Below are 21,241 nucleotides of genomic sequence, written 5' to 3' on the forward strand. Positions count from 1 at the left end.
CACAATTATATCTAGTTAATCTTTCTATTGATTAACAATCATACCGCAAACATAAAAATAGTATGTTGATACATGATGCTCAGAGGTAGTTTGTAATAATCCTAATAATATAATAGTACCAAATATAATAATTTTATTTGTTGTTAATATTCATCTCATTCCGAATTTGATTCACCCAATGTTGTACACGAATCTCGGTCATTTCAGGTTGGCGATCTTCATCAATAGCTAATCCCACAAAATTATTCGTATCAATTAAACTTTTTGAAGTGTCGAAATGATAACCAGACGCAGGCCATAATCCTGTAACAACAGCTCCGTTTTTCAAAATAATATCGTATAAAATGCTCATTGCATCACAAAAATATTCTGAATAATCTTCTTGATCTCCACATCCAAAAATTGCTACTTTTTTTCCAGAAAAATCAATATTTCTTAGTACAGGTAAAAAAATATCCCAATCACATTGGGGTTCTCCATAATACCAAGTAGGAATGCCAAATAATAAATTATCATAATTTTCTATATCTTCTTTAGAGCTCATAGCTATATCAAAAACATCTGCGATATCTTTTCCTAACTGTGCTCGAATCATTTTAGCAAGTTTTTCAGTATTACCTGTATCACTACTAAAAAAAATACCTACTAACGCTGCTTTCATAGTATTCCAATCCTTTATGTTACATAACATAAATTATATTTTTATAATCGATCAAAATGCATCCATCTTCGCAATATCACATCAAAATGTCAACACAACCACAATGCTCATAATACCATGTATTATCATGGCTAATCAATTTTAATTAATCATTAATATTATTTGTTTACGATTACATAAATTTTTACAAAAATACCAAATAAAATATATATTTAAAAATTAATGGATAATAAATTCATTAATCCTACTTAATACATATATAGCATTATCCCAATGCACCCAATGCCCTGCATTAGGTATCATGCAAATGTGCGCCTGGGGAAATTGATGGTAAACATCGTGCAAATAACGATCATCAAAATATGAAGATAATGCGCCCCTAATAAACAATGCTGGACCCCACCAAGTTTGGTATGTGTTCCAATCACTGATATGAATATAATTATTTCTAATAGACGAAAAATTAAAAACCCAAGATCCTTGATGGAAAGATTTTAGTAAAAATAATATTAATGTTTGGTCGATACAACACTGCCGCATAAGATGTGCAGCTTCGTTTCTATTTTTTACTCCAGATATATTAACGCGTTCAATTGCATGAAAAATATTATCATGATTATGTAGATTATATTTTATTGGAGCTATATCAATAACCACGATTTTGCTTATACGTTGGGGGGCCAACATACATAATGTCATAGCAACTTTACCACCCATTGAATGACCAATAACTATGCATTTGTTTATTAACAAATGATCTAGCAAATCTAAGATATCTTGTGCCATTACCAAATAATTCATAGATTGTTCATGAGGAGAACGACCATGATTACGTAAGTCAACTTGCACGACATAACAATATCGAGCTATGCTTTTTACAACAATCCCAAGATTACTAAGATCCCCGAAAAGTCCATGGAGTATTATGACTGGCGTTCTGCGGTATACGGTTTTAGGAATTCGTAATCGATAATTAAGTTGCATATCATAATTACTTATTAAGTATAACACTGAGATATTGTTTATCACGATCTAAACAATATTTTGTGTATTTAGTAGGTTGTATACATTAGATTATCTACTTAATAAACATAGCTGTTATTGTTGCGTAATATTTAAACATTGCTAATGCATACCTATGAATTATCAGTATTTTCGAAAATTAAATCTAGTGTGGTCATCAAAACGATGTTCTAATATTTCTTTATATATTAAAGACCACAAATTCAATACCCTGGTAGACCCTACGAAAATGATATCATAATATTTTTAAAATTTCATAAAATAATCAATTTAGGGGATTTTCGAATGAAGAATCATATCCATTCTGGACAACTAGCGTCACATAATGAAGTTATTAATACATCTCGATTAATAACACAATATTATACTTTATCTCCCGATCCAAGTAATGGCGCTCATAATGTTGTATTTGGTACTTCAGGTCATCGTGGTAGTTCTCAAAGATACAGTTTTAATGAAGCACACGTATTAGCAATTAGTCAATCGATTGTACAAGTACGCGCACAACAAGGTATATCTGGGCCATGTTACATTGGAAAAGATACGCACGCTCTTTCTGAACCAGCATTTATATCTGTACTTGAAGTATTAGCGGCTAATTTCGTCGATGTTATTGTTCAAAAAAATAATGGTTATACTCCAACCCCTGTTATTTCTCATGCTATCACTCAATATAATAAAAATCATCATAATAATCATTCAAAAAAAGCTGATGGTATCATCATTACATCTTCCCATAATCCACCTGAAGATGGTGGTATAAAATATAATTCAATATATGGAGGACCAGCTCCTACTAATATAACTCGCACAATTGAACAAATCGCTAATAAATTTTTAGTGAATAATCTACAACACGTACGCCGTATGACGTTGAAAAATGCTTGGAAAAGCGGTTATATACACACACAAGATTTCATTCAAAATTACGTAAAAAAACTATCTACAATAATTGATATGCAAGCCATAAAAACATCTGGTTTGAAACTGGGAGTACATCCCTTAAGTGGATCAAGTATAGATTATTGGCAAAACATTGCCCAATTTTATCAATTAGATTTAAATTTAATCAGTGAAAAAATTGATAAAACTTTTGGTTTTATACATCTTGATTATGATGGCTGTATTCGATTAGATTGCTCTTCTGAATTCGCAATGGCTGGAGTATTAAAGTCACATGATAATTTTGATTTGCTTTTAGTTAATGACCCAGATTGTGATAGACATGGAATTATTACTCCTATTGGTTTAATAAAACCTAATCATTATCTTATTATTGCAGCGCATTACCTTTTTAACAATCGTCCATTGTGGCGTAATCGTTCACTATTCATAGGAAAAACTTATGTATCTAGTATTATGATGAATCACGTAGCATACGATCTCTCTCGTCAATTGATAGAAGTACCAGTAGGTTTTAAATGGTTTGTACGAGGATTATTTAATAGCTTATTCGGTTTTGTAGGCGAGGAAAGCGCAGGAGCATCTTTCTTAGATTTTTATTGCTCTCCATGGTCTACTGATAAAGATGGGCTAATTATGTGTCTATTAGCGGCTGAAATGATTGCTATTAGTGATAAATCTTTACAAAAGTATTATGATCAATTGGTTCAAAATTTTGGTATATCTAATTATAATCGTATTCAATTACCTATTAATTACACACAAAAATCCATTATCTCTAACACATTATTTAATCAGATTAATATGACAGAATTAGCAGATGATCCTATTACTAAAATCATAAATATGAGTTCATTAAAAAATCAAATATCTATGGATGGTGTAAAAATCATCACTCACAATGGTTGGGTGGCGTGTCGATTATCAGGCACTGAATCAGTGTACAAAATTTATTGCGAAAGCTTTTTAAGTGTTTCTCATAGAAAAAAGATTGAAAAAGAAATAATAAGTATCATCGATACTATCATCAATCAATCTTAATATAAAAGACACACGATAATAAATTGAATGAATAGTATTGAATAATTACAGATTATTAGTCTTTATTGTTATTTAACAAGACCTTATAACAAGGATACAAAATAGATACAAATAAAAAAATTATATCTGCATTATATATAGAATATATGCAATGCACGTTATTATTATGAACACTTAGGATTTTAAGGCAAAATTTATGTTCATTATTTTTGCACAAAAATATAAACACATACAATTACCATCAACGTCATTAATTACTATATCGTTAAATATTATTAATATTAATGCGTATTTTCATAAAAATAAACACATTTTTTATGTTTATAACTCCTTATTATAAAATAAATCGCTATAAATATAAGCATTCGACATCATGTTTTTTGAAATAATTCTTAGATAAAGCTTTGCTTTTTAAACCAATACTGTATTCAATACAATACAAATCATCTGAAGAATGCATTGTAATATAATAGTTGTTTAAATGATTTTAAATTAAATATATGATTTGACTATTATCTTCGATACATTTGATGCGCAAACAACATAAACACATAATTCGAGTATGCGACTATCCAATTTATCATCACCTATGATAGTATAGTTATTGCTATTTTTAGATATTCATATATGTATATATCAATAATATTTTTCATATATAAATAGATTTTTTGGGGGGGGTTTGTTGAAATGATCACATATATGATCTAAATCATTACCCTAAGAATCAAGTATATATTTTATATAATTACATAGTAATCCCTTTATAATCACGCTAAAACATATGTAGATATAGAATATAGACTCGTTGCTAATGTTAAAATTAATTGTATAAATAATGCATTCATAAAAACCAAAGACCATACATACTAAACTCGATACAAAAAACAACTTATTTTGTATTTTAGTATTTTTATTTTGAAACACAGCACATTATTTAAAAGTAAAAACATCAATACTATTGACGCAAGGGATGCTGTTATTTCAACAATTATTTTATTGTAAAAAATAAGTTTTTAGATCCAAAAAAAAATAACATATAATATCAGCATCACAAATAACATATCCACACTTTCTTACTTATTTATCTTGTATTAAATAAAACGGATCAGTCTTTAATAAGACTAAAGCAGTGTAATTTTCGCAATAAAAATAATTGTTGAAATACAGCGTTCTTATTATCTAAATGCTATTATCGTTTGATCGCATGGTAATTATCGACACTATCTTTCGGAATAATAACATCTAATCCAACTAATAAATATTTAGTATATTCATTGTTCAACTTTAGGGTGCCATAAAAGATATTAAACACTAACACTCAAAATTTGAGTAAAGTGTTGTCAAATTTAAATTCTACTATTTTTGTCATTATCTTTTTTTGATCAGGATAAAAACAAATTTACAATCTACCTCATTTCATTATTACATATATACCCTTTTTGAAAATTAAAAACTGAGTTCAATTCTAAATTTTTTTAATATTATTAAATTGTTAATAATATACAGGATGTGATATTATGCTAATCAAATCATTTGTTATAATACTGAATCGATTAAAGTAATTTAGAGGTATCAAAACAAAAGATAATATATGTGTATATATTTATAATAATTGTATTTATAGAATAAAACTATAATAGTAATCCGTCTTTATATCATATATTATCTTTTGTTTTATGATGTTTTAAGGATGTATCGTGAGTCGCGTGCAAGCATATGTTTTACCGTGATATATTTAAGAGCGTTTATATGATCAAAAAAAACCAAAGACCAATATATTTAAATATCAGAACTATACGATTTCCCATTACTGCTATTACTTCTATTTTACACAGAATCTCCGGAATTCTGTTATTCATAATAATTGGTCCAATTCTTTGGATATTAAAATTATCTTTATCTTCTAATAATGAATTTTGCAAAATTCATCGGTTTCTATTAATGAATCATTACATTTTTCAGTTTGTATTTTGGACAGTTACGATCTTACTAAGTTATCATATAATTGCTGGTATCCGTCAAATATTAATGGATTTTGGGTGCTTAAATCAAACGTTACTAATAGGAAAAATTAGCGCAAAAGTTGTATTTGTATTAACCATTTTGTTATCTATTTTCATTGGAATTTTAATATGGTATCCATTAAATCAATTTTGAAATATCACGGAGTGTACGAATGGTTGCTAGTACGAATTTCAGCCGTCTGGATGTTGCTATACATCGTGTATATTTCTATTTTTATTATTTCAGCTAACAACTTATCTTATGATAAATGGTACGATTTTTTTAGCAAAAACACCACCAAAATATTTAGTATCATGGTTTTGTTATCTGCCCTAAATCATGCTTGGATTGGTATGCGCCACATACTAGAAGACTATATAACATTACCTGTGCTAAGGCAGTTAGGAGTATGGATAACCGGTTCTATATTGTTCGCATACTTATTTTTTGGGATGATTATCATTTGGAGTGTATAGATGCATCAGATACCAGTTAAAGAATTTTTTTCTATTGTCATAGGAGCTGGCGGCGCGGGTATGCGCGTTGCATTACAAGTTTCTAAAATGGGGTTTTCTTGTGCCTTAATATCTAAAGTCTTTCCTACACGTTCACATACAGTATCTGCTCAAGGAGGAATTACGGTTGCTCTCGGTAATAATCACGAAGATGATTGGCAGTGGCACATGTATGATACTGTAAAAGGATCTGATTACATAGGAGACCAAAATGCTATTGAATATATGTGTAAAACAGGACCGAAAGCAGTTCTGGAGTTAGAACATATGGGGTTACCATTTTCTAGACTAAAAAATGGTCGTATTTACCAACGTCCATTTGGAGGACAAACTTTATATTATGGAAAAAAACAAGCAGCACGTACTGCTGCAGCTGCTGATCGTACCGGACATGCGCTATTACATACATTGTATCAACAAAACTTGAAGAACAAAACAACCATATTTTCAGAATGGTACGCATTAGATTTAGTAAAAAATCAAGATGGAAGAATACTTGGTTGTGTTGCTTTTTCTATTGAAACAGGAGAATTAGCATATTTTAAAGCACGTGCTACAGTACTTGCAACTGGAGGAGGAGGACGTATTTATCAATCTACCACCAATGCCCATATCAACACAGGGGATGGAATTGGCATGGTGTTGCGAGCAGGTATTCCTGCTCAAGATATGGAAATGTGGCAATTTCATCCCACTGGTATAGCTGGTGTCGGGATCTTAGTAAGTGAAGGATGTCGTGGTGAAGGAGGATATCTTTTAAATATTGCAGGAGAAAGATTTATGGAGCGTTATGCTCCTAATGCAAAAGATTTAGCCGGACGCGACGTGGTAGCTCGGGCAATTATGTTGGAAATTCAAGAAGGTCGAGGTTATTCAGGTACATGCGGTCCTCATGTTAAATTAAAAATAGATCATTTGGGAAAAGAATTATTAGAATTACGTTTACCTGGTATCTTGGAATTAGTGCGTACTTTTTCTTATATAGATCCCGTAAAAGAATTAATTCCAGTATTTCCTACCTGTCATTATATGATGGGTGGTATTCCTACAACAGTGCGCGGAGAAGTAATTACTGTAAACAATGCGGGTACAGATACGATAGTACCAGGTTTATTTGCAGTTGGAGAAACTGCTTGTGTATCAGTACACGGGGCTAATCGACTAGGTGGAAATTCTTTATTAGATTTAATCGTATTCGGACATGCTACAGGAACATATATACAAGCGTATTTATCAGAAGAAGAATGGCCGGCTCGCGGACCTACCGATTCTGATATAGAACGATCATTAGCTCGTTATATTCGTTGGAATAATAATAATAATAAATCGGGTGCAACAGAAAATCCAGTAACAATACGCCAAGATTTGCAGTCGTGTATGCAAAACAATTTCTCTGTTTTCAGAGAAGAGCAAAAAATGCTGAAAGGATTACAAGAACTAAAAGAAATACGTAATCGATTAAACTGCGCGGTTTTATCAGATAAATCTTATACATTCAACACACAACGTGTTGAATGCTTAGAATTAGATAATTTATTAGAAACTGCTTATGTAACTGCTATGGCTGCTATTTTTAGAACCGAAAGCAGAGGAGCCCATAGTCGTTATGATTTTCCTATGCGCGATGATAAACATTGGTTGTGTCATACGTTATATTTACCAAAAAATGATATTATGATTCGTCGTAATGTGAATATGCAACCAAAATTTCGTTCTCCTTTTCCTCCGAAAACTCGTGTTTATTAAAAAATGGAGTTTAAATATGCAAATTAAATTTTCCATTTACCGTTATCATCCTGAAATTAGTAAAAATGCCTGCATGAAAAATTATACACTTAATTTATTACATGCAAAAAATATGACATTATTAGATGCCTTAATTAAATTGAAAGAACAAGATCCAACTTTAACATTTCGGCGTTCTTGCAGAGAAGGGGTATGTGGTTCTGATGGAATGAATATTAATGGCACAAATAATCTGGCATGCATTACTTCATTGAAGCAATTATATGATAGCAATCATCAAAATGCAATTGTAGTACGTCCATTATCTGGATTTCCAATAATTCGTGATTTAGTAGTAGATATGAGTCAATTCTTTCTTCAGTATGAAAGAGTACAACCATTTTTAATACATGAGCGTTCCAATCAACAACCTCAATTTCTTCACGAACATTTACAATCTCCAGAAGAACGTTCTAAATTAGATGGATCGTATGAATGCATATTATGCGCATGTTGTTCTAGTGCTTGCCCCTCTTTTTGGTGGAATCCAGATAAATTTATTGGCCCTGCTGGATTATTGACCTTATATCGCTTTTTGATGGACAGCCGCGATACTAACGATCAAGAACGCTTGGAACTCTTACAAGATTCTTTTAGTATTTTTCGTTGTCATAACATTATGAATTGCGTTAGTGTGTGTCCTAAAAAGTTAAATCCAGCCAAGGCTATAGGTCATATTAAACGAATATTAGCAAAAAATTTAATTGGCATACATAACATTTAAGAGAACAACAATAATTATAAAACACAATTTAACACAATACACAAACAACAGTCCAAATAAAATGAAATATATCTATGCATGATTATAGTAACTAATAAAATTAAAACCGATTATTTATAATATAGCAAATACTGTATTAAACTAATTACTTGATGTCGAGTGTTTTAAAAATAAATGTAATAAAATACAAGGATTTTAGAATGTATAGTGACACACTGAAAAATTGGTTAAACTCTTCTTATTTATCAAAAAATAATCAATCTTATATAGAACAAATTTATAAAGATTTTTTAAAAAATCCCAATTCCATAGATTCTAGTTGGATTGAAGTTTTTAAACAATTATCTGTTGAAAGCAATTATAACAATCAATATTCTGATAATTTAAAAAATAACACGTATTCTAAATTAGAATACAACATCGCATCTCGTGATTCACATGCACAAGATAATACTTGTAGTGATATTACTTATATACAGATATTACAATTAATAAATTCTTTCAGAATATATGGACACCAATGCGCCGCATTAGATCCTTTACAGTTACGGAACAGTGAATACAAAAACTATCTTTTAGACTTAGAGAGTTATAATTTCGTTTTACAAAATCTTCAAAGAAAATTCGATATAACCCATTTTGGAATACACAAAGAATCAATGACCTTATTAGAAATATATGAATTTCTTAAAAAAACTTATTGTGGTCCTATAGGCATTGAGTATATGCATATTCTTGATATAAATATAATACTGTGGATTCAAAATCACTTTGAATCCACAGAGGGAATGTTTAAGTTTCATAGTGAAGAGAAAAAACAATTTCTCGAAGAAATTGTTTCGGCAGAAGGAATAGAGCGTTATTTAGGAATAAAATTTCCAGGAGTTAAAAGATTTTCATTAGAGGGGGGGGATGTTTTAATCCCTATGCTAAAAGAAATTATACGTTACTCCGTTTGTCATCATAACATTAAAGAAATATTTTTAGGTATGGCTCACCGTGGTCGTCTAAATGTATTAGTTAATATTTTAGGTAAAAATCCTCAAGATTTATTTGACGAATTTTCTAATAAACACCGTACTCCTTGCGGTAGTGGCGATGTAAAATATCATCAAGGATTTTATTCGGATATTACAGTGAATGGAGAGATCATACATTTATCTCTACTGTGTAATCCTTCTCATTTAGAAATTGTTAGCCCAGTAGTCATGGGATGCACACGAGCGCGGATTGATCAGTTGCTTAAAGAATCGATTCATCATGATGAAAAAAAATGTAATATCGTGCTCCCAATTACAATTCATGGGGACGCAGCAATCAGCGCTCAAGGCATCGTTCAAGAAACTTTTAACATGTCTAAAACTCGTGCTTATGATGTAGGCGGCACGGTACATATTATTATTAATAATCAAGTGGGATTTACAACATCAAATATCCACGACATTCGTTCTACTCAACATTGTACAGATATCGCAAAAATGATACAAGCCCCTATATTCCATGTTAACGCAGATAATGTAGATGCAGTCGTTTATGTTACTCGCGCCGCATTAAATTTTCGCAGTGTGTTTAAACGTGATGTAATAATTGATCTAGTATGTTACCGCAGGCATGGACACAATGAAGCTGACGAACCAAGTGTTACTCAACCTCTGATGTATAAAAAAATTCGTAATCATCCAACATTACTTAATATTTATTCTGATTTTTTAAATAAAACTGGAATTATAAATACAAATGAAATTTCTCAAATGATTAATACATATCGTGAAACATTGGAAAAAAAATGTTGTGTTCTGAATAAATGGAAACCGATACATATTCGCGCTTCTTTACATACAAATAGCTTACATAAAAATAAAAACGTTCTACATTCTAACAAAATAAACATCCAATACTTAAAAAATTTAGCCTATCGTATCAGTGATATTCCATCAAGTATCGCTATGCACTCTAGAGTAAAAAACATTTATCATGAAAGAATAGAGATGGCTTTAGGTAATAGACTGTTTGATTGGGGAGCGGCAGAAATGCTAGCGTACGCTACTTTATTAGATCAAGGAATTTCTATTCGTTTATCTGGAGAAGACGCTGCTCGAGGAACTTTTTTTCATAGACATGCTGTAATACATGATCAAAATAATGGTACGAAATATATCCCTTTAATGCACCTTATTAATACAAAAGAAAATAAAAAAGGATCTCTTTTTATCTGGGATTCAGTGTTATCCGAAGAAGCAGCTTTAGCATTTGAATATGGCTACGCCAGTTTGGCAAATAATATGCTAATTATTTGGGAAGCACAATTTGGAGATTTTTCTAATGGAGCGCAAATTGTTATCGATCAATTCATTAGTTCCAGTGAGCAAAAATGGGGCCAATTATGCGGTTTAGTAATGCTTTTACCTCATGGATATGAAGGACAAGGACCGGAACATTCTTCTTCTCGTATGGAACGATATTTACAATTGTGTGCTGAACATAACATACACGTTTGTGTGCCTTCCACCCCAGACCAAATGTACCATATATTACGTCAACAAGCAACATGTGATATGAATTGTAAAAAACCACTAATTATTATATCACCAAAGTCTCTATTAAGACATCCCGTAGTAACTACTTCATTAGAAAATTTAGCATACGGATCATTTAAAACGGTCTTGAATGAAATAGACGATAATATCGTTTCAAATAAAATCAAACGTGTGATAATATGCTCTGGAAAGGTATATTATGATTTATTAATTCAACGACGTAAAAACGAACAATATAACATAGCTATTATTCGCATTGAACAACTATATCCTTTCCCTTATACAAATATACAGGTTATTTTAGCTTCTTATTCGAATGTACAGGATTTTACTTGGTGTCAAGAAGAACCTAAAAATCAAGGAGCTTGGTATTACATACAACATTGTTTTCATAACATAATATCTAAAAATGTTACGTTAAATTATATAGGACGTCCTGATGCTGCTGCACCTGCAGTAGGATATTTTTCAGTGCATCAACAACAACAAAAAAAATTAATTGACGATGCATTAAATCTAAATTAATTTTTTAAAAAGGATAGAAAATGAGTAGTATTGACATTGTGGTTCCGAATTTACCAGAATCGGTTGCAGACGCTACTGTTGCTGTTTGGCATAAAAAATCAGGAGATACAGTTAAACAAGATGATATTTTACTGGAAATAGAAACAGACAAAATTATGTTAGAAATTCCCGCTCCAAACACAGGAATTTTAGAATCAATTTCAGAACAAGAGGGATCAACAGTAGTATCCGGCCAAATTTTAGGCCGTCTAAATATTGATCATATCGTTTCCCAAAAAGATACAAAAAAAATATTTCAAGATCAAAAATCTATTACATCAGTAGCATCTCAAGAACATATTCTTACCCGAGATAACAAAAATCATAACATTTTAACTCCATCTATTCGCAAATTAATGACAGAGCATAATTTACAGCTAACAAATATTCAAGGCAGTGGAATAAAAGGACGTCTAACTCGTCAAGATATAGAGTCACATATTCATTCCGAAAAAAAATTACATTATACTAATCAACAAAATAATGAAAATGTAGCGCATCATCACATACAAAATACAAAAAACGATCGCAAAGAAACACGTATTGTAATGAATCGATTACGAAAAAAAATCTCAGAACGCCTATTAGCTGTTACTAAAACTACAGCTATGTTAACTACTTTTAATGAAGTAAACATGCAACCCATCATAAAACTGCGAAAAAAATATGGAGAATTATTTGAAAAACGTTATGGAATTACATTAGGAATCATGTCTTTTTATGTAAAAGCAGTTTTAGAAGGATTGAGACATTTTCCTGAAATTAATGCATCTATTGATGGAGAAGAAATTGTATATTATCATTATTTTGATATAAGTATTGCAGTATCTACAGTACGTGGTTTAATTACTCCAGTGTTACGAGATATCGATACATTAAGCATGTCTGACATAGAAAAAAATATAAAATCTTTGGCTGAAAAAGGAAGAGACGGTAAACTAACAATTGAAGAATTAAGCGGAGGTAATTTTACCATTACTAACGGTGGAGTTTTTGGGTCATTAATGTCTACTCCTATCATTAATCCTCCACAAAGCGCAATTCTTGGTATGCATGCAATAAAGGACCGACCCATAGCTCAAGATGGGCAGATAGTAATATTACCTATGATGTATTTAGCATTATCATATGATCATAGATTAATAGATGGAAAAGATTCGGTAAGATTTCTAGTATATATCAAAGAGTTGTTAGAAGACCCAACACGCTTGTTTTTAGAAATATAATAACACAATATATATAAATATTTTTTATATTCTTATATTTTTAATAAATTAATACATTATATTAACTAAATTATTATCTTAATCTTAAGCAATCACAATACGTACGATCACATATTATGAACTTATATGAATATCAAGCAAAAAAATTAATGGAAAAATACAATTTACCTGTTTTGAAAGGTTTTGTATGTGCTACTATAAATGATATAGAGCATTGTATTGTATCAAATAGCATAGGTTATGGCCCATGGGTAGTAAAATGTCAAGTGCGAGCAGGAGGGCGCGGGAAATCAGGAGGAGTATGTCTTGTACATTCCACGAAAAATATATTATCTTTTGCTAATAAATGGCTTGGTAATAGATTGATAACATATCAAACTACCGATACCGGGGAATTAGTGACTTCTATTTTAATAGAACCAGCTGTAAAAATTATTCAAGAATTTTATTTAAGCATATCAATTGATAGAGATGAATCCCAAATAATATGTATGGCTTCTACGCAAGGTGGTATGAACATTGAAATTACAGAACAAAAAACACCTAATTTTATTCACAAAATTGTCATAAATCCTTCAGTAGGAATATATCCGTATCAAGGACGGATATTAGCATGTAAATTAGGCTTATCTGGAGCCAAAATAAATCAATTTTCCAGAATTATTGTTAGCATAACACGTATGTTGCTGGAACATGACCTAACGTTAATTGAAATTAATCCATTAGCTATTACTGATGATGATTATTTTTATTGTTTAGATGCCAAAATGATTGTAGATCGTAATGCTATATTTAGACAATCAGAATTGTTAAATATATGCGCTATAAATAAACCAATCGATATGCTGAATTTTATCAATTACATTCCCTTGGAGGGAAATATTGGCTGTATGGTCAATGGTGCTGGGTTAGCAATGGCTACTATGGATGTAATTAAATCATTAGGAGGGATTCCTGCTAATTTTTTAGACATCGGGGGAGGTGCTAATAAAGAATGCATAATATCAGCTTTTAATATGATTTTAAAAAATGCTAAAGTGCAAGCGATACTTGTAAATATTTTTGGGGGAATTGTATGCTGTGATTTAGTCGCTGAGTGTATCATAACTGCATTGGCCAGATATACCACAAAACATATTCCTATTGTGGCTCGGTTAGAAGGAAATAATTCTACATTAGGTTCTAATCGATTAATTAATAGCAAACTTAATATTATTGTTACCGATAATTTAATTTATGCAATTCAACAAAGTGTAACTGCGGTGAACTTAAAAAATGTCAATTTTAGTTAACAAAGATACAAAAATAATTTGTCAAGGATTTACTGGTAAACACGCCAGTTTTCATTCTCAACAAGCATTAAATTATGGTACTAAAATAGTAGGCGGAGTTACCCCTGGAAAAGGAGGAAGTATCCATCTTGGATTGCCAATATTTAACACTGTTGGTGAGGCAATAAATAACACCAGTGCGACGACTTCTATTATTTATGTACCCGCTCCTTTCTGTAAGGACGCAATTTTAGAATCAATTCATGCCGGTATTAAATTAATTGTTTGTATTACCGAAGGAATTCCAATATTGGATATGTTATTAATAAAACAACAATTAAAAAAACATAACACATGTATGATTGGACCAAATTGTCCAGGAATCATTACTCCAGGCCAGTGTAAACTTGGAATTATGCCAAGTGATATCCATAACCCAGGTTGCGTAGGAATTATATCCAGATCAGGTACCTTAACATATGAAGTAGTAAAACAAACAACTGACCTTGGATTGGGTCAGTCCACATGCGTCGGCATTGGAGGTGACCCGATACTTGGTTCTGATTTTATTGATATATTATCATTATTTGAACAAGATCCTCAAACATCATTAATGGTAATGATTGGTGAAATAGGAGGTAGATCTGAAGAAAAAGCAGCAAAATATATTAATAAATATATTAAGAAACCAGTGATTGCATATATTGCTGGAACTACCGCTCCTAAAGGGAAACGTATGGGGCACGCAGGTGCTATTATTTCTGGCATTGGCAGTACTGCTCATGAAAAATACGAGATTTTATCGCAATCAGGAGTACATATCGTAAATAATTTTATTAACATTGGCCAATTTATTAAATCTATTGATAAACAACAATACACATAATATATGTAAATAACATATACGCATATGCCATGTACATTACTAATAATATTAGTAGCTATATTACCTATATTATGGTAATAGTAAGTGAGACATGATTAATATTGTTTTTATTATATCCAAAATGGATAATGTAATCGCTTCTTACTTTTATCTTATTTCACTTTTTAGATAAAATTAAGTAATATTTTATTATAATATATTTTTTAAAAACTACATGTTATTAAAAGATTATTTTGTAAGAACTACCTTTTATAACTGTTATGTGTGTACGATTATGTTATCTTAGGAATTGAATTACTTTCGTAATAATAAAGATTATCTATGATAACAACACATTGTTATGCCCTTTATACAATATTTAATTTGAATTAATTAGTATGAATATTTTTGACTTATTTTTGGAAACTAATATTTTAGTACAAATTAGCATATTCATATTAATTGGATTTTCTGTTTTATCTTGGAGTATTATCTTCCATCGTATCTTCGTACTAAGTTCAGCACAGAGAAAATTAAAAGTATTTGAAAACGAATTTTGGTCTGGAATAGATTTATCTAGTTTATATCAAAAAGCTGCAGCTCATCGTAATAAATTAAATGGAGCTGAACAAATTTTTTATGTAGGTTTTAAGGAATTTTCTAAGTTATATCAAACAAAACATTGTTCACCTGAAACAATGATGTCTAGAACACTGGATAGTATGCATACTGCAATAAATACAGAATTAAAATCGTTAGAAGATTATATTCCATTAATAGGTACAATCGGATCCATTAGTCCATATCTTGGCTTATTTGGAACCGTATTGGGGATTATACACGTTTTTATAGAATTAGGTAAAACAACGGCGACTAACAATGTCGCCACTCAGATGATTCATATGCAAATTGTTGCACCAGGTATTGCTGAATCATTAATTTCTACAGCAATTGGTTTGTTTGTAGCGATTCCAGCGGTTATAGCATTTAATTACTTAACTACACAAATAAACAATATGGATCAAGATTATCACAACTTTATAGAAGAATTTATTACGATTCTATATCATCAAATTTTTTTTAATATTGATTCTGCGCTAAACAAGGAAAATCAATATGAAGAGAAAGCGTATCAGAAACACGATTAAGTCTGATATTAATATCATACCGTTTTTAGATATATTATTAGTTCTTTTAATGATCTTTATGTTGATACCATCTAAATGGATACAAAGCTTTGAAGTAAATTTGCCAAATAGCCCAGTAACACCAAACATTATCAACAATGAAAAACTTATAATTACTATTGAAATTTTAGGAATGGGATTCTATAATCTCATTATTAATACTAAACATGTAGAGAAAGTGCGTTTAGACCAAATTTCATCAGAAATAAGTCATCAAACACACATCGCTCCTAATATAACGTGCTTGATCGCTGCTTCAAAAACTGTAGAATACGACGAAATAATTAAAGTATTGAATTTGTTAAATAAGATCGGTATAAATTCAATTGGAATGATAACAAATCCTTCCGTTTGAATACGGAACGATATTCTTACACAACTTGGATGATAATTATTAAATTTGTTTAATAGATATTACAAAAAATTTAGATCTGCTGTTATGATATCAATCATTGTACATGTGATCGTCTCTTTATTGCTATATAAACATATAATAAAAAAACAACAACAATACACTGCTAAAATAGCTAATAACAAAAATTCAATTAATACCTTCATTCACAACTCTAACCCGAAAAAAGAAAAAAACAACAACATAAAAGATCAATCAAATCGATTCAAAATAACAGAAGCACAGCCTCCATTGGCAGGACCAACAGCGCCCAACACCCCTAAAAAGAAAAGTCAAGATCAATCAAATCGATTCAAAATAACAGAAGCACAGCCTCCATTGGCAGGACCAACAGCGCCCAACACCCCTAAAAAGAAAAGTCAAGATCAATCAAATCGATTCAAAATAACAGAAGCACAGCCTCCATTGGCAGGACCAACAGCGCCCAACACCCCTAAAAAGAAAAGTCAAGATCAATCAAATCGATTCAAAATAACAGAAGCACAGCCTCCATTGGCAGGACCAACAGCGCCCAACACCCCTAAAAAGAAAAGTCAAGATCAATCAAATCGATTCAAAATAACAGAAGCACAGCCTCCATTGGCAGGACCAACAGCGCCCAACACCCCTAAAAAGAAAAGTCAAGATCAATCAAATCGATTCAAAATAACAGAAGCACAGCCTCCATTGGCAGGACCAACAGCGCCCAACACCCCTAAAAAGAAAAGTCAGAATACTATAGAAAAAAATATACTAATACATGATAAATTAAATTATCAATCCCATGACTCTAACGAACTCAATAATTTACTGAATACATTAATTAACAAAAAAAAATCTATAGAAAATAACAAAAAATCTAAATTAGACTTGACAACAAAAAAAAATGATAATGAAAATAATATTTCAAACGAAATGATTAAAAGTAATGAAATTAATATATATAAGCGTATGATCAGCGAATCAATACAACAAAAATTTTATAACTTTTCGTATTATGTTGGTAAACAATGCAATCTACGCATCAAATTAGCACCTGACGGCACGTTATTATCAGTAACCGCTATATCTGGAGATTACGATTTATGCCAAGCAGCAATTATCGCCGCCAAATTAGCAAAAATTCCTAAACCACCAAATTCAGATATTTACGAAATATTTAAAAACACAATATTAAATTTTTCTCCTCAATAAACAAAATATTTACACATTTATAAAATAATAATAATATATTGGTCCATTAAATAATCTATTTTCATTATAAAATTTTCATGTATTTAATAATTAAAAAAACTCATAAACTACCACACTGGTTGCAAAAAGTATCTTTATCAATAATGTTAATTATATTTTTATGGAAACCTGCGTTACTTGCAGATATGCATATCGAAATTACATGTGGAGTAAATGCTGCGCACCCCATTGCTGTAATACCTTTTACATGTGTTAGTAATCAGTATAACAAATCAATATCAATTGAAGATATAGCATCAATAATAGCCGCGGACTTACGCAATAGCAGCAAATTCAATACTATTCCCGTAGAATATTTACCACATAAACCCACTAAAGTATCCGATGTTATCCCAACTTTTTGGGAGAAACTGGGTATTAATATTATTGTATTAGGAACAGTACATATAAACTACGATGAAAGTTACATTATCTCATATCATTTAATAGATACTTCCAGCAACCCTGCATTAATAATATCAGAAAATCAATATTCAGTAGAAAAAAAATGGCTACGCTATGTAGCCCATGCTATAAGCAATGAAATTTTTGAAAAGTTAACCGGTATAAAAGGTGCATTTTGTACACGTATTGCTTATGTTTTGCGCATTCATAATGATCACTATCCCTATGAGTTATATATTTCTGATTACGATGGTCATAATCAAATTTCAATTTGCCGCTCGACAGAACCATTAATGTCTCCGGCTTGGTCTCCAGATGGAAAAAAAATTGCTTATGTTACCTTTGCCTCCGGCCATTCAGAACTTGTTATTCAAGCATTAAACACTGGGTTAGTTAATAATATTGTTAGTTTCCCGGGCCATAATGGCGCCCCTTCTTTTTCTCCCGACTGCAAAAAACTAGCTTTTTCTTTATCCAAAACAGGTAGTTTAAATTTATATATTATGGATTTAGAATCTGGAGAAATTACACAATTAACTAAAAATAGGAACAATAATACCGAACCTAGTTGGTTTCCGGATAATCAAAATATAGCCTATACTTCAGACCAAGGAGGCAGTCCACAAATATATAAAATTAATGTTAAAACTACTGAAATTCAAAGATTATCTTGGCTACATACTAGTAATCAAAATCCAAATGTTAGTTCAGATGGGACATTTATAATAATGGTTAATAGACATCAAGGAAAACAAAATATTGCTAAATTAAATTTATTAACTGGACAAGAAGAAATATTAACAGATACACTGTTAGCTGATTCTCCTAGTATAGCGCCCAACAATACTATGGTATTATACAGTAATATTAATAAGGATTTAACAACAAAATCCAATTTAGAATTAATCTCTATTGATGGTCATTTTAAAGCTCATATACAAGGAGATCAAGGAGATATAAGATTTCCAACTTGGTCTCCATTACATTTAGAATAAGATAATAACTATTTTCATTACGATTAACAATTTAAAAATAATGAACAATGGATATATAAATGAAACCAAACAATTTTTTTAAACAACTAATATCCGCGATAAGTGTGAGCATAGTAATAACTGCATGTTCTTCGTTATCTCAGTACGATACTGTTACTCCTAATCAAAAAAAAGTTGAATTAAATCATTTTAATCATACTAATATAAAAAATAGTAGAGTAATCGATGAACAAATACAATTAAAAACACAAGAATTAAAATCCAATAATGTTATTTATTTTCCTTTAGACCAATATGATATTCCTTCTAATTTTTTTTACTCATTAAACATCCATGCCAATTTTTTATATAATAATCCATTACAACATATTAAAATTGAAGGCCATGCTGATGAACGTGGTACTCCAGAATACAATATTGCATTGGGTGAACGTCGAGCTAACTCTGTAAAATCATACCTCCAAAGTAAAGGTGTATTATCTGAACAAATGTTAACTATATCTTATGGTAAAGAAAAACCAGCTGTATTAGGACAAAACGAAGAAGCTTACTCTAAAAATAGACGCGTTGTATTAATATATAAATAATATTCATATGCTTAAGTATATACTATTTCTATGTAAATTAAATATAATCATCATAATGATGATATATTTTAATATTACAAATAATAATATTGTATATGCTAAAGATGTAAATCATAAGATAGATACCAATCAACGTATTAATCAATTACATCAGATATATGACGCACATAGTCAATGCTTAATTCAAATGCAACAGCAATTAGCTGAAAATCAACGAGATATTGATATCTTGCGTGGACATATTCAAGATATGCAACATCATATATCAGAAATTATAAATAACCAATCAGCATCACCTCAACATACTAATAATATTTCAAATAAACGTAACATACACTATTCTAACAATATTCCTGATAAATTATCTAGTCACTCAAACATTCAAAGACCAAAAAAAACAAATAATGCAATGATAATAGATGTAGATACTGCGTATAAACAAGCAGTATCATTAGTATTAGAAAAAAAACAATATAATCAAGCAATAGAAGCTTTCCAGAATTTCATAAGAAACCATCCAGAATCAATTTACCAATCAAATTCGCATTATTGGCTAGGACAGCTTTACTACAACAAAGGCAACAAACATGACGCTGCTCGGCATTTTGCATTAGTCGTAAAGAATTATCCTAAATCATTAAAAGCATCAGATGCATTATTAAAAATCGGTATTATCATGCAAGAAACAGAACAAAAAGACAAAGCCAAAACAATATATAAAAAAGTAGGCAAATTATATCCTAACAGCAATGCAGCAAAACAAGCTCAAAAACGTCTAATACACCTATCATAATAATGAATTATTGTTCAAAATAAATCTTTTATCTTTCATACATTAAAGAATACAAAACAAATAAAATTTACTAGAATTTTTAATTCTAGTAAACATAAAGTTTTTCTTCCAAAATAACAAAAACAACAACCTTATACACTGCAATCCCAATTATTTATCAAGTTGCAGCGATTCAATCTACCATTATAATTATAATGGTGTTATTTTATTTATTATTGATGAATATTCTTATTGTATTCTATACAAAATGAAATATCTGGAGATAAAAGATATTTTTAATAGAAACAATACAATCTAAATATAATTCTATGTATGTAGATATCACAATTTAATATATATATTATCACATATACAATTAATCAAACTAATTCATTATATTAAATGTCATATTTAATATTTAAAAAAAATCAACTAATTTATGTACTAAACAAAACATATACTCATATGATATATGAGTACACTCATTTTACTCACAAAAAAATCAACAAAAATGTTTAGAATAAGTAAATGTTCTTTTGTTTAAAAAATATT

The 21,241-nt window shown here is 30.3% G+C and carries 17 protein-coding genes; 15 read left to right on the forward strand and 2 right to left on the reverse strand.

The window, feature by feature from the left end; translation table 11 throughout:
• Nucleotides 1-133: 133 nt before the first annotated feature.
• Together fldA and BPEN_RS01645 are read right to left on the reverse strand one after the other, a co-directional pair.
• Complete coding sequence (gene fldA / locus BPEN_RS01640) at nucleotides 134-661, reverse strand: flavodoxin FldA (RefSeq protein ID WP_011282867.1); 528 nt, start codon at nucleotides 659-661, stop codon at nucleotides 134-136.
• A 219-nt stretch (nucleotides 662-880) separates the two neighbouring features.
• Nucleotides 881-1,645, reverse strand: coding sequence for an alpha/beta fold hydrolase (locus BPEN_RS01645; RefSeq protein ID WP_011282868.1), 765 nt, complete (start codon nucleotides 1,643-1,645; stop codon nucleotides 881-883).
• A gap of 324 nt (nucleotides 1,646-1,969) precedes the next feature.
• Here BPEN_RS01645 and BPEN_RS01650 point away from each other — a divergent pair, with 324 nt between their 5' ends.
• The 15 genes from BPEN_RS01650 to ybgF all read left to right on the forward strand — a co-directional run bounded on the left by BPEN_RS01650 (nucleotide 1,970) and on the right by ybgF (nucleotide 20,710).
• Entirely contained in the window at nucleotides 1,970-3,628 is a 1,659-nt protein-coding gene (locus BPEN_RS01650) for a phosphoglucomutase (protein ID WP_011282869.1), read from the forward strand.
• Between the two features lie 1,749 nt (nucleotides 3,629-5,377).
• A complete protein-coding gene (gene sdhC, locus BPEN_RS01655; protein ID WP_011282871.1) occupies nucleotides 5,378-5,785 on the forward strand; it encodes a succinate dehydrogenase, cytochrome b556 subunit in 408 nt (135 codons plus the stop codon).
• Complete coding sequence (sdhD, locus tag BPEN_RS01660; RefSeq protein ID WP_011282872.1) at nucleotides 5,761-6,108, forward strand: succinate dehydrogenase, hydrophobic membrane anchor protein; 348 nt, start codon at nucleotides 5,761-5,763, stop codon at nucleotides 6,106-6,108. The genes sdhC and sdhD overlap by 25 nt, the downstream gene beginning before the upstream one ends.
• Nucleotides 6,109-7,893, forward strand: a complete 1,785-nt coding sequence (sdhA, locus tag BPEN_RS01665; RefSeq protein ID WP_011282873.1) for a succinate dehydrogenase flavoprotein subunit — start codon at nucleotides 6,109-6,111, stop codon at nucleotides 7,891-7,893. It begins immediately after the preceding gene.
• A 16-nt stretch (nucleotides 7,894-7,909) separates the two neighbouring features.
• Nucleotides 7,910-8,656, forward strand: coding sequence for a succinate dehydrogenase iron-sulfur subunit (locus tag BPEN_RS01670; protein WP_011282874.1), 747 nt, complete (start codon nucleotides 7,910-7,912; stop codon nucleotides 8,654-8,656).
• Nucleotides 8,657-8,856: 200 nt separating this feature from the next.
• On the forward strand, nucleotides 8,857-11,718 hold the full coding sequence (locus BPEN_RS01675; RefSeq protein ID WP_011282875.1) for a 2-oxoglutarate dehydrogenase E1 component: 2,862 nt from the start codon (nucleotides 8,857-8,859) through the stop codon (nucleotides 11,716-11,718).
• 20 nt (nucleotides 11,719-11,738) lie between these two features.
• Nucleotides 11,739-12,983, forward strand: a complete 1,245-nt coding sequence (gene odhB / locus BPEN_RS01680) for a 2-oxoglutarate dehydrogenase complex dihydrolipoyllysine-residue succinyltransferase (RefSeq protein ID WP_011282876.1) — start codon at nucleotides 11,739-11,741, stop codon at nucleotides 12,981-12,983.
• Between the two features lie 116 nt (nucleotides 12,984-13,099).
• On the forward strand, nucleotides 13,100-14,275 hold the full coding sequence (sucC, locus tag BPEN_RS01685; protein ID WP_011282877.1) for an ADP-forming succinate--CoA ligase subunit beta: 1,176 nt from the start codon (nucleotides 13,100-13,102) through the stop codon (nucleotides 14,273-14,275).
• Nucleotides 14,259-15,140 carry a succinate--CoA ligase subunit alpha gene (sucD, locus tag BPEN_RS01690; RefSeq protein ID WP_011282878.1) on the forward strand — a complete coding sequence of 294 codons (882 nt, stop codon included), beginning with the start codon at nucleotides 14,259-14,261 and terminating at the stop codon, nucleotides 15,138-15,140. Before sucC ends, sucD begins: the two co-directional genes overlap by 17 nt.
• Nucleotides 15,141-15,517: 377 nt before the next feature.
• Nucleotides 15,518-16,267, forward strand: a complete 750-nt coding sequence (gene tolQ / locus BPEN_RS01695; protein WP_011282879.1) for a protein TolQ — start codon at nucleotides 15,518-15,520, stop codon at nucleotides 16,265-16,267.
• Complete coding sequence (locus tag BPEN_RS01700) at nucleotides 16,236-16,661, forward strand: biopolymer transporter ExbD (RefSeq protein WP_011282880.1); 426 nt, start codon at nucleotides 16,236-16,238, stop codon at nucleotides 16,659-16,661. The genes tolQ and BPEN_RS01700 overlap by 32 nt, the downstream gene beginning before the upstream one ends.
• A gap of 84 nt (nucleotides 16,662-16,745) precedes the next feature.
• Nucleotides 16,746-17,891, forward strand: a complete 1,146-nt coding sequence (gene tolA, locus BPEN_RS01705; protein WP_238374049.1) for a cell envelope integrity protein TolA — start codon at nucleotides 16,746-16,748, stop codon at nucleotides 17,889-17,891.
• A gap of 143 nt (nucleotides 17,892-18,034) precedes the next feature.
• Nucleotides 18,035-19,330, forward strand: coding sequence for a Tol-Pal system beta propeller repeat protein TolB (gene tolB, locus BPEN_RS01710; protein WP_041567563.1), 1,296 nt, complete (start codon nucleotides 18,035-18,037; stop codon nucleotides 19,328-19,330).
• A gap of 59 nt (nucleotides 19,331-19,389) precedes the next feature.
• A complete protein-coding gene (pal, locus tag BPEN_RS01715; protein ID WP_011282883.1) occupies nucleotides 19,390-19,917 on the forward strand; it encodes a peptidoglycan-associated lipoprotein Pal in 528 nt (175 codons plus the stop codon).
• Between the two features lie 7 nt (nucleotides 19,918-19,924).
• Nucleotides 19,925-20,710: a tol-pal system protein YbgF gene (gene ybgF, locus BPEN_RS01720; RefSeq protein ID WP_011282884.1), complete on the forward strand. Its 786-nt coding sequence runs from the start codon at nucleotides 19,925-19,927 to the stop codon at nucleotides 20,708-20,710.
• Nucleotides 20,711-21,241 lie beyond the last annotated feature (531 nt).

Source organism: Candidatus Blochmanniella pennsylvanica str. BPEN, from assembly GCF_000011745.1.
In the GTDB taxonomy this organism is placed as follows: domain Bacteria; phylum Pseudomonadota; class Gammaproteobacteria; order Enterobacterales; family Enterobacteriaceae; genus Blochmanniella; species Blochmanniella pennsylvanica.

What these genes read in the sequence shown, in the direction of transcription:
- sdhC (WP_011282871.1), top strand. Translation starts at nt 5,378, where the DNA reads ATGATCAAAAAAAACCAAAGACCAATATATTTAAATATCAGAACTATA.
- BPEN_RS01650 (WP_011282869.1), top strand. Translation starts at nt 1,970, where the DNA reads ATGAAGAATCATATCCATTCTGGACAACTAGCGTCACATAATGAAGTT.
- tolB (WP_041567563.1), top strand. Translation starts at nt 18,035, where the DNA reads ATGTTAATTATATTTTTATGGAAACCTGCGTTACTTGCAGATATGCAT.
- pal (WP_011282883.1), top strand. Translation starts at nt 19,390, where the DNA reads ATGAAACCAAACAATTTTTTTAAACAACTAATATCCGCGATAAGTGTG.
- sdhA (WP_011282873.1), top strand. Translation starts at nt 6,109, where the DNA reads ATGCATCAGATACCAGTTAAAGAATTTTTTTCTATTGTCATAGGAGCT.
- BPEN_RS01670 (WP_011282874.1), top strand. Translation starts at nt 7,910, where the DNA reads ATGCAAATTAAATTTTCCATTTACCGTTATCATCCTGAAATTAGTAAA.
- BPEN_RS01675 (WP_011282875.1), top strand. Translation starts at nt 8,857, where the DNA reads ATGTATAGTGACACACTGAAAAATTGGTTAAACTCTTCTTATTTATCA.
- sdhD (WP_011282872.1), top strand. Translation starts at nt 5,761, where the DNA reads ATGGTATCCATTAAATCAATTTTGAAATATCACGGAGTGTACGAATGG.
- odhB (WP_011282876.1), top strand. Translation starts at nt 11,739, where the DNA reads ATGAGTAGTATTGACATTGTGGTTCCGAATTTACCAGAATCGGTTGCA.
- BPEN_RS01645 (WP_011282868.1), bottom strand. Translation starts at nt 1,645, where the DNA reads ATGCAACTTAATTATCGATTACGAATTCCTAAAACCGTATACCGCAGA.
- sucD (WP_011282878.1), top strand. Translation starts at nt 14,259, where the DNA reads ATGTCAATTTTAGTTAACAAAGATACAAAAATAATTTGTCAAGGATTT.
- tolQ (WP_011282879.1), top strand. Translation starts at nt 15,518, where the DNA reads ATGAATATTTTTGACTTATTTTTGGAAACTAATATTTTAGTACAAATT.
- fldA (WP_011282867.1), bottom strand. Translation starts at nt 661, where the DNA reads ATGAAAGCAGCGTTAGTAGGTATTTTTTTTAGTAGTGATACAGGTAAT.
- ybgF (WP_011282884.1), top strand. Translation starts at nt 19,925, where the DNA reads ATGCTTAAGTATATACTATTTCTATGTAAATTAAATATAATCATCATA.
- BPEN_RS01700 (WP_011282880.1), top strand. Translation starts at nt 16,236, where the DNA reads ATGAAGAGAAAGCGTATCAGAAACACGATTAAGTCTGATATTAATATC.
- tolA (WP_238374049.1), top strand. Translation starts at nt 16,746, where the DNA reads ATGATATCAATCATTGTACATGTGATCGTCTCTTTATTGCTATATAAA.
- sucC (WP_011282877.1), top strand. Translation starts at nt 13,100, where the DNA reads ATGAACTTATATGAATATCAAGCAAAAAAATTAATGGAAAAATACAAT.